The following is a 12,158-nucleotide window of genomic DNA, read 5'->3' as shown; positions in this document are numbered from 1 at the left end:
GCGCCACCCGATCGGTTCACGCGTGGTGCGGTCCGGGCGGCTCAGTTTCCGCTCGGGGCCGGTGACGCGTCGCCTCCGACCGCGTTGCTGTACTCGTTGTGCGTGCTGTACTCCTGGACGAAACGGCCCGACGTCCAGCGGTACGTGATCACGTTCTCACCGGACGGACTCGACACCGGGTCGCCCTTCTCGTACACCTGCTTGGTGACGACCAGGTCGCCGCGGTCGATCTCCGCGTAGACCGGGGGTTCCTCGGCCTTGAAGACATTCTCGTACGTCCCACCCGTCGCGCGGTACACGTACGAGCCGATGCCGACCGCGTCGCCGCAGGTCATCACGTTGACGACGACGTCGTTGACGGTGCCGCCGGTGAGCACGCCGTAGGACACGTCGACCGCGTACTCGTCGGCGACGCACGGCTTCAGCTCGTGCTTGACCGCCGCCGAGACGTTCGGGTCGTCCTCGACGAGTTTCACCGCGTCCACGTGGTCGTCGACCGTCGCGGACGGGGTGGGCGAGGGCACCGCGGCGACGCCCACCGAGTCGGAGTGCGCCGGGCCCTCGTCACGGGCGCCCGTGCCGCCCGTGGCGCAGCCGGACACCAACAGGGCGAGGGCGGCGAGCACGGCCATCGCCGTGAACGCCGCCTCGAAGCCGCCGCGTGCCCTGTCCGGCACCGGGATTTCGCTCCGGCCGGCCCCAAGGGTGTCGTCGCTCAGGCCGCGCAACGCTCCCGCTCCTCACGCTCCAGCGCGCGTGCGTCCAGGTCGCGGGCCTCCAGCTCCTCCCGGAGCCGGGCGAGCGCCCGGTGCAGCGTGCTCTTGACCGTACCGGCCGACATGCCGAGGGCGGCGGCCGTCTCCTCCGTGGACATCTGCTCCCAGTGTCGCAGGACGACAACACTGCGCTGTTTCGGAGCGAGAACTTTCATGATGTCCATAAGAAGCGCCCGGTCCGCGTGCTGTTCGGTCGCGTCGTCGACGCTCGCGTCCGGGAGCTGCTCGGTGGGGACCTCTTCGAGCTTGCGGGCCCGCCACCACTCGGTACGGGTGTTGATCATGACGCGGCGCAGGTAGGCGTCCGCGAGGCGCTTGTCCTCGATGGTCTCCCAGCGGCCGTACGTCCGTACCAGCGCGGTCTGCAGCAGGTCCTGGGCGTCGACCGGGTCGGGCACCAGCCGACGGGCGCTGCGCAGCAGCGCGTCCTGTCGGGTGCGGACGTACTCCTCGAATTCGAGCACCTCGCCCTGCGCCATGATCAACCGCCTCCATCCCCGTTTCCGACCTGCCTGCTGCCGGTTGTCCTTTGCTGCGTCCCGCCGGTCTGCGGCACAGGAACGAAGCTACGGAGGGGTTGTCACGGCACTGTGCGGAGCAGCCTGCGAGGAGCGCTCGGCTGTCCGTCGGTTGTGTAACGGAAGTAGGTCCGGGGTAAGGGGGCGGGGTCGTTTGGGTGTGTATGGGGTGGTTTGGACGTTGCCTGAGTGTTGCGGGGGCTGGGTGTTGGCTGTGATGTGGCCCGGGGTGAGGCGGATGGCTGTGAATTGACCGTGTGTCAGGTGCGGGTCGCGGGGAGTTGGTACAGGCCCTCCGGGAGGGGTTCTACGAGGCCGTCGGACACCAGGCCGTCCAGTGCTCTGGCCCGCTGTACCGGTTCGTGCCATACGCGGTCCAGTGCTGCCTGTGGGACGGGGGTGTGCGCTTCGCGGAGTACGGCCAGGAGTTTGCCGCGGACCTGGCGGTCCGTGCCCGCGTATGTCTGGCCGCGGCGGGCGGGGCCCTCGTGGTCCGGTTTGCCTGCCAGGTTCCAGGCGCACTGCGCTGAGATGGGGCAGCGGTGGCATGTCTCGTTCTTCGCCGTGCAGACCAGTGCGCCGAGTTCCATGGATGCGGCGGCCCAGCGGGCGGCGGTCCGCTCGTCCGGGGGGAGCAGGGCGCGGGCCAGTTTGCGTTCGGCGGCGGTGGTGGCGTTCGGGGGGTACTGGACGCCGGTGACCGCGCGCGCGAACACTCGGCGGACGTTCGTGTCGAGTACGGCGTGGCGCTGGCCGTAGGCGAAGGAGGCGACGGCGGCGGCCGTGTACTCGCCGATGCCTGGGAGGGCGAGGAGCTGGGAGTGGTCGGTGGGGACGTCGCCGCCGTGGCGTTCCGTTATGGCGGTGGCCGCGCCGTGGAGGCGGAGGGCGCGGCGGGGGTAGCCGAGGCGGCCCCAGGCGCGGACGGCTTCGCCGGGGGCGTCCTGGGCGAGGTCGGCGGGGCGGGGCCAGCGGGCGAGCCACTGTTCGTAGACCGGGAGGACGCGGGTGACCGGGGTCTGCTGGAGCATGAACTCGCTGACCATCACGCCCCAGGGGCCGGCGTCGGGGTGGCGCCAGGGGAGGTCGCGGGCGTTGTCTTCGAACCAGTCGATGACGGGAGCGTGGAGGTGCTCGCCGGTGGTGGACGTGGTGTGCGGGGGGTTCGTGGGCGCAGTCATGGCGTTTCGATCCTGCCATGTGCGGGCGGTTCGGTGGGTGCGGGTGCGGTGCGTGGTTCGCCGGTTCGTCGGTTCGTCGGTGTGGGTCGGTGCCGCGCCGGGGGGTGTCCGTCCTCGGAACGGCGCGGAATCGGTCTCGCAAGATTTTGGGGGTGTTGACGCGCCAACCGCTGCGGGCGGACACCCCCCGACACGGCACCTTCTCGCCGTACGCGGCCGACGGTCCGCTGCGCCGGCGTTCAACTCCCTTGCCGGGATGATGATCCGGAAAAGTTGGGGCCGGAGCGGCGGGTGGGGCGAGGTAACTCCCCGTTGTCTCGTAAGGTTTGAGCCGTGGGATCTCTGCGCAATCCGGTCGGGCCGCTTCCCTCCTCCATCTATTGGCGACGGAGGGTCCTCATGGTGTCCGTGGTCGCCCTGTTGGCGCTGCTGATCACCTGGATCGTCACGTCGGGTGGCGGGGGCAGCAAGAACGGTGCCGATGGCGCGAAGAACGGGAGGACTCCCGCCCCTACGATCACTGCCGGTCCGTCCGGCACCGGGCCCGCCATCAGTCAACACCCGGGCGGACGTGATGAGTCCAGCAGTGGTGCGAGTGGTGGTGCAAGTGGTGGGGCGAGTGGTGGCGGTAGTGGTTCCAGTGGCGGGGCGTCGGGGGGCAGTGGCTCCGCCGGTGGGGTCGGGGACAGTAGTGGGGGCAATGGGGGGAGTAGTACGGGGACTACGGTTCCTGCTGATTCGACTCTGCCCAACTGCACTGCCAGTGCTGTGCAGTTGAGTCTGCGGAGTCTGCACAACTCCTACTCGCCGGATCAGACTCCTACTTTTGTGCTGACCGCCAAGAACTCGTCGAGCAGTGACTGCAAGGTCGATCTCGGGCCCAAGAGTGCGGTGTTGACGATCACCGAGGCGGGGGGTACCGCCGACTACTGGTCCTCCGCCGACTGTCCGAAGGGTTCCGGGAGTGTCTACTACCGGGTGTCCGCCGGGAGCAGCGTTGCGTACACCCTGAAGTGGGATCGCAAGCCGAGTGCCCCTGAGTGCGCGACGCCTCCGGCCGGGTCGGCCGGTGCCGGGACCTATCTGGTGGAGGCCGCTGCTTCCGGGTTTGCCAAGGCGCAGACCTCGTTCGTTCTGGCCAGTGACTGAGGCGAGTTCGACTTTCTGTTAGACGTAGCGTTCCAGGATTGAGGATTCCGCCAGGCGGGAGAGGCCTTCTCGTACGCTTCTTGCCCTTGCCTCGCCTACGCCGTCGACCGTCTGGAGGTCGTCGACGCTTGCCGCCAGGAGTTTCTGGAGGCCGCCGAAGTGCTCGACCAGGCGGTCGATGATCGCGCCGGGGAGGCGCGGGACCTTGGCCAGGAGGCGGAAGCCTCGGGGGGAGACCGCCGAGTCGAGGGCCTCGGGGGAGCCGGTGTAGCCCAAGGCGCGGGCCACGGTGGGGAGTTCGAGGAGTTCCGCGTGGGAGAGGGCGTCCAGTTCCGCCAGTGCCTCGTCCACCGTGCGGGAGCGTTTGGCCGTGGGTTCCGGGACGTAGTCGCGTACTACCAGTTCGCGTTCCGCGTCCACGCCCGCGATCAGTTCTTCGAGTTGGAGGGACAGGAGGCGGCCGTCTGTGCCCAACTCGACTACGTACTCCGCGATTTCTGTGGCGATCAGGCGGACCATCTCCAGGCGCTGGACCACTGCGGAGACGTCCCTGACCGTTACCAGGTCTTCGATCTCCAGGGCGGAGAGGGTTCCCGCCACTTCGTCCAGGCGGAGCTTGTAGCGCTCCAGGGTGGCCAGTGCCTGGTTCGCGCGGGACAGGATCGCCGCCGAGTCCTCCAGGACGCGGCGCTGGCCGTCCACGTAGAGGGCGATCAGGCGCATGGACTGGGAGACGGAGACCACTGGGAAGCCGACCTGTTTGCTTACTCGGTCCGCTGTGCGGTGGCGGGTGCCCGTCTCTTCTGTGGGGATCGTGGGGTCGGGGACCAGTTGGACGCCCGCTCTGAGGATCTTGGAGAGGTCGGACGACACCACGATGCCGCCGTCCAGCTTGCAGAGTTCGCGCAGGCGGGTGGACGTGAACTCCACGTCCAGGATGAAACCGCCTGTGCACATCGCTTCGACTGTCTTGTCGGAGCCGAGCACGATGAGTCCGCCCGTGTTGCCGCGGAGGATTCGCTCCAGGCCGTCGCGCAGCGCCGTGCCGGGTGCCACGGCGCTCAGTGAGGCGCGCATCAGGCCCTCGGCACCGGAGCTCCCGCCGGACTTTCCGGGAGCTGACGCCCGGTCGTTGGCTGCCACTGCACTCCTCGGGTCGCAGGTTCTTCAGGCGCCGCCGTTTCGCACGGTTGGTTCGTACGGACGGGCGAGACCAGGGCAAAGTCTACCGGCGGTCCTCGCCGTCCCGTGGGGCGTCTCGTTTACGGGAACGTGGAAGGACCTGGAGGGCGTCTCCTATGTCCGCCACTTCGAGGACCTTCATGCCGGGCGGGATCTTGCCCGGGTCGCTCGGAACCAGGGCGTGGGTGAAGCCCAGGCGGTGTGCTTCGGAGAGTCTGCGCTGGACGCCCGTGACCCTTCTGACCTCGCCCGCGAGGCCCACTTCGCCGATCGCGACCAGGTTCTTGGGGAGGGGGGTGTCGCTCGCCGCGGAGGCCAGGGCGAGGGCGATGGCCAGATCTGCTGCCGGTTCCGAGAGTTTTACGCCGCCGACCGTTGCGGAGTAGATGTCCCTTTTGCCCAGTGCGCTGATTCTGCCGCGCTGTTCCAGGACCGCGAGCATCATCGAGACCCGGGAGGTTTCGAGGCCTGACGTCGTTCGGCGGGGGGAGGGGATCTGGGAGTCGACCGTGAGCGCCTGGACTTCGGCAACCAGGGGGCGGCGGCCTTCCAGGGTGACGGTCAGGCAGGTGCCGGGGACCGGTTCCGCGCGGCGGGTCAGGAACAGGCCGCTCGGGTCGGCCAGGCCCGTGATGCCCTCGTCGTGCAGCTCGAAGCAGCCGACCTCGTCCGTCGTGCCGTAGCGGTTCTTGACGCCCCGTACGAGGCGCAGGCGGGCGTGGCGGTCGCCCTCGAAGGAGAGCACCACGTCCACCAGGTGTTCCAGGAGGCGGGGGCCCGCGATCGCGCCGTCCTTGGTGACGTGGCCCACCAGGAGGGTGGACATGGCGCGCTCCTTGGAGGCGCGGATCAGGGCGCCGGCGACCTCGCGGACCTGGGCCATGCCTCCGGGGGCGCCGTCGATCTCCGGGGAGGCCACCGTCTGGACGGAGTCCAGGATCAGGAGTGAGGGCTTCACCGCGTCCAAGTGGCCCAGGATCGTGGCCAGATCGGTCTCGGCGGCGAGGTAGAGGTGGTCGTCGATCGCCTTGATGCGGTCGGCGCGCAGGCGGACCTGGCTCGCCGACTCCTCGCCGGTGATGTAGAGCGTGCGGTGCTCTTCGCTCGCCGCCTTGGCCGCCACGTCCAGGAGGAGGGTCGACTTGCCGACGCCGGGCTCGCCCGCGACCAGGACGACCGCTCCGGGGACCAGGCCGCCGCCGAGCACCCGGTCCAGCTCGGGCACGCCGGTCGAACGGGCGGTGGCCTGGCGGCCGTCGACCTGGCCGATGGGCAGCGCGGAGGTGGTGACGCGGCCCGGGGCCGTCGTACGGACGGCGGGCGCGCCGAACTCCTCGACCGTGCCCCAGGCCTGGCACTCGGAGCAGCGGCCGAGCCACTTGGCCGTCTGCCAGCCGCACTCGGTGCAGCGGTAGGACGGACGGTCCTTGGTGGTCTTCGTACGGGCAGCCATGCGTGAACCGTAGTCGTAGCCACTGACAATGCGGTCGGCGGACCGAGGGGTGTGGTTCGGTATCCGGCCAACGGCGTCGGGATCGAGCCACGGAAGCGGGGGTTCCTGTCCCCTATTGAGGGATCGTTTCACCCGTACGGATTAAAAGAGCTCAAGGGGGCGGAAGGGGCCATCGCCCGCCGCCTACGGTCGCACGGGTGATGAGCAGCAGCCCGGAGACCTCGACCCGCACCACCGGCGCGCACCGGGCGCACCGGGAGGCGCGCGACCGCGCTGCGGCGCGCACGCTGGCGCAGTGCCCGCCCCCGCGCTACGAGCCTTATCTGGACGGCCTGTTCACGTACTGCCTGTCCGTGCTGTGCGACCACGACGCGGCTACGGCGGCTCTGGGGGACGTGCTCGCGCTGGCCGAACGCCGGGGCGCGCGCGTGCCGGAGACGGCCGGGGACCGCAGGGCCTGGCTGTACGCGCTGGCCCGCTGGGCGTGTCTGCGCAAGCTGGCCGAGGCCAAGCAGAAACGTCAGGGCACCCACGCGATGGGCCGTGTCGAGGCCGAGCAACCTGTCGTGTCCGAGGAGCTGCGTGAGCAGCGGCGGCGTGAACTCGCCCTGCTGGCCTGGCCGGAGGCGGCCGGGACCACCCCGGAGCAGCGCGAGGCGCTCGAACTCGCCGTACGCCACCGGCTCGCCGCCCACGAGGTCGCCGCCGTCCTCGGGATGGACCTCGCCACCGCCCGGGAGCTGCTGGCCTCCGCCGCCTGCGAGGTGGAACGCACGCGTGCCGCCCTCGCCGTCGTGGAGACCGGGGCCTGCCCGAGCGTCGCCCGGCTCACCGGCGACCATCAGCTGGTGCTCAGCAGCGCGCTGCGCCGCGAACTCGTCCGGCACGTCGACGACTGCCCGCGCTGCCGCCGTACCGCCGAGCGCGCGGTGCCCGGCACCTGGCCCGGTACCGGTGTCACGCCCGCCGAACTGCCCGTCCTGGAGGCGCCCCGCGCGGCCCTGCATGTCGCCATGGCGCACCTCCCGCGCGCGCGTGGAGCCGCGGCACCGCGCTTCGACCGGCGCGGTTTCCCGCTGGACCCCAAGGACCGCGCGGCCCGGCGGGACCGGCTACGCGCGCGTGCCGTCACGACGACCGTCGTCGCCACCGTCATCGCGGCCCCGGTCCTCGCCCTGTGGGCGGCCTACCGGTCCACACCCACAGGGGAGGGCGCCGACGGCAGGGCCGCCTCCGCGAGCGAGCAGCACGGCGGTCCCGGCAGCCTGGAGGGCGAGGTCGCGAGCGGCGGCTACGAGAACACCGGGGACACCAGTGCCGGGCCCCGCGCGCGGGTCGGCAAGGGCGGCAAGAACGACGTCTCCGTGGAGGTCATCAGCGTCGCCGGCACGGGTGGGAAGGGCGCCGGGCACCTCGCCGTCTCGGCCGCCAACAGCGCCGACACCACGCTCGTCACCCTCACCGCGTCCGGAGCCGCCCCGGTCCGCTGGTCAGCGACCACCACGGCACCCTGGCTCTACCTCAGCCAGTCCTCGGGAACCCTCGCCCCGGGCGAATCGTTGACGATCAAGGTGTACGTCGACCATCTGCGCGAGCCATCCGGCCACTGGACCGCGCGCGTGGCCGTCTCGCCCGCCGGCGCCGTCGTCTCCATCGAGGGCTACGGCAGCGCACCCGCCCCGACCGGGCCGGGCGAGCCTTCACATCCCGGTCCCGGCGGTCCGCCCTCGTCCGGTCCCGACCCCACGCCGACGGCACCGAGCGATCCGACGCCGAGTGATCCGCCGCCCTCGTCCGCCGATCCGACCCCCACCCCGACACCTACGGACTCGTCCTCCGCCGACCCGGGGGGCTCGGCACCGCCGTCCGACGGCGGTGGCGAGCCCGGCCCGTCCTGAGCGGTCAGCCGACCGGGTCCGCCGGATGCGGTGCCAGCAGCGGGAGTTGCGAGGCCAGGCGCTCCTCGCACAGCTCGGCCAGGCGGTCGTAGCCGGCCTTGCCCATCAGCTCGGTCAGCTCCGGGCGGTAGGACACATAGACCGGGTCGCCCGCGCCGTGCGCCGAGGTCGCCGACGTGCACCACCAGTGCAGGTCGTGGCCGCCGGGACCCCAGCCCCTGCGGTCGTACTCGCCGATCGACACCTGGAGCACCCGTGTGTCGTCCGGCCGGTCGATCCACTCGTACGTCCGCCGCACCGGGAGCTGCCAGCAGACGTCCGGCTTGGTCTCCAGCGGCTCGCGGCCCTCCTTCACGGCGAGGATGTGCAGCGAGCAGCCCGCGCCGCCGGCGAAACCGGGGCGGTTCTGGAAGATGCACGAGCCCTTGTAGGGGCGGGTCTGGCGGTCGCCGTCCTCGTCCTCCGAGGTCCAGCCGTGCTTCAGGCCCTCGTCGTGGTGCTGCCAGATGTCCGGGGTGAGCCTCGCCACATGCCCGGCGACCCGTTTCTCGTCGTCCTCGTCGGAGAAGTGCGCGCCCAGGGTGCAGCATCCGTCGTCCGCGCGGCCCGCCTGGATGCCCTGGCAGCCGCTTCCGAAGACGCAGTTCCAGCGAGAGGTCAGCCATGTCAGATCGCAGCGGAAGAGCTGTTCCTCGTCCGCCGGATCCGGGAACTCCACCCACGCGCGTGCGAAATCGAGCCCCTTCTCGTCGTTCTTCAGGGCCTTCTTCGACATCAGAGACGTCTTCGGGGGGCTGGCCGACTTCACCGGCGAAGAATCGCCGGGTGATTTGGCCGCCTTGTCGTTCTTCGCCTTTTTCGTCTTTGGCACGCGTCCAGGGTAAGTCGCCCGGGGCGGCCCCAGAAACCGCACCGAAGACGGAGATCGGCGCAGGTGGCAGTAGCGTTCCGTATATGAGACTCGGTGTCCTCGACGTGGGATCGAACACGGTGCATCTGCTGGTGGTGGACGCACACCCGGGCGCGCGCCCCTTGCCCGCGCACTCGCACAAGGTGGAACTCCGCCTTGCCCAACTCCTCGACGCGGACGGCGCGATCGGACCCGAAGGGGTCGACAAACTCATCGGCGTCGTCCACGAAGCGCTGCAGGCCGCCGAGGACAAGGGCGTCGAGGAACTCCTCCCGTTCGCCACCTCCGCCGTCCGCGAGGCCAGCAACGCGGACGAGGTCCTCGCGCGCGTGCAGACCGAGACCGGCGTCGAACTCCAGGTCCTCACCGGCGCCGAGGAGGCCCGACTGACCTTCCTCGCCGTCCGCCGCTGGTTCGGCTGGTCCGCGGGCAAGCTCCTCGTCCTCGACATCGGCGGCGGCTCCCTGGAGATCGCCTACGGCATCGACGAGGAGCCCGACGCGGTCGTGTCACTGCCGCTCGGCGCGGGCCGCCTCACGGCGGGCTGGCTGCCCGGGGACCCGCCGGAACCGGCCGCGATAAGGGCCCTGCGCCGCCATGTGCGCGCGCAGATCGCCCGTACGGTGGGGGAGTTCAGCCGTTTCGGCGCCCCCGACCACGTCGTCGCCACGTCGAAGACCTTCAAGCAGCTCGCCCGCCTCGCCGGCGCCGCCCGCTCCGCCGACGGCCTCTACGTCCAGCGCGAGCTGAAGCGCGAGTCCCTGGAGGCCTGGGTCCCCCGCCTGGGCGGCATGACCACCGCCCAGCGCGCGGTCCTCCCCGGCGTCTCCGAGGGCCGCGCCGAACAGCTCCTCGCCGGCGCGATGGTCGCCGAGGGCGCGATGGATCTGTTCGGGGTGGAGACGCTGGAGGTCTGTCCTTGGGCGCTGCGGGAGGGTGTGATTCTGCGGCGGTTGGATCAGATGTCGTCGACGTAGGCGGCTGCATCGGCTGCCGTGGGCGTGGGCGTGAGCGTGAGCGGGACGGTGGGTGCGGGGCGGGCGTGGGGCCGGGGAGCGGGACCGGGGCCGTGGTGCACGCGCGCGTGGCGGTCGCGTATCCGCGCGGCTGCCGGTCGGTACGGCGCCCGGGGGCGGGCGTACCCTCGTCGGCTCGGCCGCGACGCACGCGCGCGCGTGGCCGTCATGTTCCGAGCGGCTGCCGGTCCGTACGGCGCCCTGTGCCGGCTGTACCCCTGTCGGCTCGGCCGCGACGCACCCGCGTGCGTGGCCGTTCGTGCCGCACGCGCGCGTGGCTGTCATGTTCTGAGCGGCTGCCGGTCCGTACGGCGCCCTGGGCCGGCTGTACCCCTGTCGGCTCGGCCGCGCCTCGCGCGCCCGCCCGGTCCTCGCGCGCCCGCCCGGTCCTCGCGCCCCCGCCCGACTCCCCCCACGCCTGCCCCGACTGAACGCCCACCCGGCACCCGACGTATCAGACCCGCATGAAGTATCGCCACAACGCGGCCCCGCGCCGGAGATGGCCGGTTGCCGTACCCCGCACAGGGCGGGCACAGCAACCGGCTCCCCCGCGCAAAGCGCCGCCCCGTAGTCTGTCCCCCGTGGCAGAACCAGTCGTGCGCATCCCGGATGCGAAGGTCGCGCTGTCCACGGCGTCCGTGTATCCGGAGTCGACGGCGACGGCCTTCGAGATCGCCGCGCGCCTCGGTTACGACGGCGTCGAGGTCATGGTGTGGACCGACCCGGTCAGCCAGGACATCGAGGCGCTGCGCAGACTCAGCGACTACCACCAGGTCCCGATCCTCGCCGTGCACGCGCCGTGCCTGCTCATCACGCAGCGGGTGTGGTCCACCGACCCGTGGATCAAGCTCCAGCGCGCCCAGGCGGCCGCCGAGAAGCTCGGCGCGAGCACGGTCGTGGTGCATCCGCCGTTCCGCTGGCAGCGCCAGTACGCGCGGGACTTCGTCAGCGGGATCTGGCGGATGGCGAACGAGACGGACGTGCGGTTCGCCGTAGAGAACATGTACCCGTGGCGCTACCGCGACCGCGAGATGCTCGCCTACGCCCCCGAATGGGACGTCACGCAGGACGACTACCGGCACTTCACGATCGACCTCAGCCACACCGCGACCGCCCGCACCGACGCGATCGAGATGATCGGGCGGATGGGCGACCGGCTCGGTCACGTCCATCTCGCGGACGGCAACGGCTCGAACAAGGACGAGCACCTCGTTCCCGGCCGCGGCACCCAGCCCTGCGCCGAGCTGCTGGAACGGCTCGCGACGACCGGCTTCGACGGCCATGTCGTCATCGAGGTCAACACCCGGCGCGCGATGTCCGGCGCCGAACGCGAGGCCGATCTCGCGGAGGCGCTCGCCTTCACGCGGCTGCATCTGGCCTCGGCCGTGAAGGTGCCCCGGCGGTGACCGACGCCACCGCCAGGCGCCGGGGCCGGCCCCCTCGTACGGAAGCCGCCGACACCCGCGACCGCATCCTGGCCGCGGCCCGGGAGGAGTTCTCCGAACGGGGGTACGAGAAGACGTCCATGCGCGGGATCGCGAAGGCCGCCGGGGTCGACTCGGCGCTCGTCCACCACTACTTCGGTACCAAGGACCAGGTCTTCGCGGCGGCCATCGAGGTCGCCTTCGCCCCGGCGGCGAACGCGCCGGACGCGGTCGCCGAGGGGCCGCTGGACGGCGTCGGCGAGCGGCTGACCCGCTTCATCTTCGGCGTCTGGGAGAACCCCGCCACCCGTAAGCCGCTGCTCGCGGTCGTCCGGTCCGCCGTCAACAACGAGGCCGCCGCAGCCGTCTTCCGCCGGCTCGTGGTCTCCCAGGTACTGGGCCGGGTCGCCGCCCAGCTCGAACTCCCGGACGCGGAACTGCGCGCCGAGCTGGCGGCCGCGCAGCTGGTCGGTACGGCGATGCTGCGCTACGTGATCAAGGTCGAGCCGCTCGCCTCGGCCGACCCGGAGCAGATCATCGCGCGGATCGCGCCGGTGGTGCAGGGGCATCTGACCGGGCCGTAGACCGGTCGTCGTGATGAGACATTCGTCCCGTCATGCGGACACCGTGTCCGACCCCTGGATGACCGGC

General features: G+C 71.2%; 11 protein-coding genes. 5 read left to right on the top strand and 6 right to left on the bottom strand.

Annotation, left to right across the window (positions count from 1 at the left end; translation table 11 throughout):
• Window positions 1–41: 41 nt before the first annotated feature.
• The 3 genes from ACFXC1_RS21900 to ACFXC1_RS21890 form a co-directional block, all read right to left on the bottom strand.
• Window positions 42–728 (bottom strand): hypothetical protein, encoded by a 687-nt coding sequence (locus ACFXC1_RS21900; protein ID WP_381245007.1) that lies wholly within the window; start codon window positions 726–728, stop codon window positions 42–44.
• The gene (locus ACFXC1_RS21895) at window positions 716–1,255 is read right to left on the bottom strand and encodes a SigE family RNA polymerase sigma factor (RefSeq protein WP_019064956.1); all 540 of its coding nucleotides are present in this window, start codon (window positions 1,253–1,255) and stop codon (window positions 716–718) included. Before ACFXC1_RS21895 ends, ACFXC1_RS21900 begins: the two co-directional genes overlap by 13 nt.
• Before the next feature lie 299 nt (window positions 1,256–1,554).
• On the bottom strand, window positions 1,555–2,475 hold the full coding sequence (locus ACFXC1_RS21890) for an HhH-GPD family protein (RefSeq protein WP_381245005.1): 921 nt from the start codon (window positions 2,473–2,475) through the stop codon (window positions 1,555–1,557).
• 333 nt (window positions 2,476–2,808) lie between these two features.
• Between ACFXC1_RS21890 and ACFXC1_RS21885 the strand changes: the two genes are divergently transcribed.
• Window positions 2,809–3,624, top strand: a complete 816-nt coding sequence (locus ACFXC1_RS21885; RefSeq protein WP_381245004.1) for a hypothetical protein — start codon at window positions 2,809–2,811, stop codon at window positions 3,622–3,624.
• A gap of 18 nt (window positions 3,625–3,642) precedes the next feature.
• Here the strand turns inward: ACFXC1_RS21885 and disA are convergent, their stop codons facing one another.
• Window positions 3,643–4,767, bottom strand: coding sequence for a DNA integrity scanning diadenylate cyclase DisA (disA, locus tag ACFXC1_RS21880; protein WP_381245002.1), 1,125 nt, complete (start codon window positions 4,765–4,767; stop codon window positions 3,643–3,645).
• Between the two features lie 82 nt (window positions 4,768–4,849).
• A complete protein-coding gene (gene radA, locus ACFXC1_RS21875; protein WP_381245001.1) occupies window positions 4,850–6,259 on the bottom strand; it encodes a DNA repair protein RadA in 1,410 nt (469 codons plus the stop codon).
• A gap of 197 nt (window positions 6,260–6,456) precedes the next feature.
• Here radA and ACFXC1_RS21870 point away from each other — a divergent pair, with 197 nt between their 5' ends.
• Window positions 6,457–8,157: a BACON domain-containing protein gene (locus ACFXC1_RS21870; protein WP_463293882.1), complete on the top strand. Its 1,701-nt coding sequence runs from the start codon at window positions 6,457–6,459 to the stop codon at window positions 8,155–8,157.
• Between the two features lie 4 nt (window positions 8,158–8,161).
• Here the strand turns inward: ACFXC1_RS21870 and ACFXC1_RS21865 are convergent, their stop codons facing one another.
• Complete coding sequence (locus ACFXC1_RS21865) at window positions 8,162–9,028, bottom strand: hypothetical protein (RefSeq protein WP_381244997.1); 867 nt, start codon at window positions 9,026–9,028, stop codon at window positions 8,162–8,164.
• Window positions 9,029–9,111: 83 nt separating this feature from the next.
• Between ACFXC1_RS21865 and ACFXC1_RS21860 the strand changes: the two genes are divergently transcribed.
• The 3 genes from ACFXC1_RS21860 to ACFXC1_RS21850 all read left to right on the top strand — a co-directional run bounded on the left by ACFXC1_RS21860 (window position 9,112) and on the right by ACFXC1_RS21850 (window position 12,091).
• The gene (locus tag ACFXC1_RS21860) at window positions 9,112–10,044 is read left to right on the top strand and encodes a Ppx/GppA family phosphatase (RefSeq protein WP_381244995.1); all 933 of its coding nucleotides are present in this window, start codon (window positions 9,112–9,114) and stop codon (window positions 10,042–10,044) included.
• 620 nt (window positions 10,045–10,664) lie between these two features.
• Window positions 10,665–11,489 carry a sugar phosphate isomerase/epimerase family protein gene (locus ACFXC1_RS21855; protein ID WP_381244993.1) on the top strand — a complete coding sequence of 275 codons (825 nt, stop codon included), beginning with the start codon at window positions 10,665–10,667 and terminating at the stop codon, window positions 11,487–11,489.
• A complete protein-coding gene (locus ACFXC1_RS21850) occupies window positions 11,486–12,091 on the top strand; it encodes a TetR/AcrR family transcriptional regulator (protein WP_381244991.1) in 606 nt (201 codons plus the stop codon). Before ACFXC1_RS21855 ends, ACFXC1_RS21850 begins: the two co-directional genes overlap by 4 nt.
• Window positions 12,092–12,158: the final 67 nt, after the last annotated feature.

Origin of the sequence: Streptomyces hokutonensis, from assembly GCF_042751305.1 — a bacterium.
GTDB classification, from domain to species: domain Bacteria; phylum Actinomycetota; class Actinomycetes; order Streptomycetales; family Streptomycetaceae; genus Streptomyces; species Streptomyces hokutonensis_A.
The sequence above is the reverse complement of the archived record's forward strand: the minus strand, read 5'-3'. Positions and strand labels throughout refer to the sequence as shown.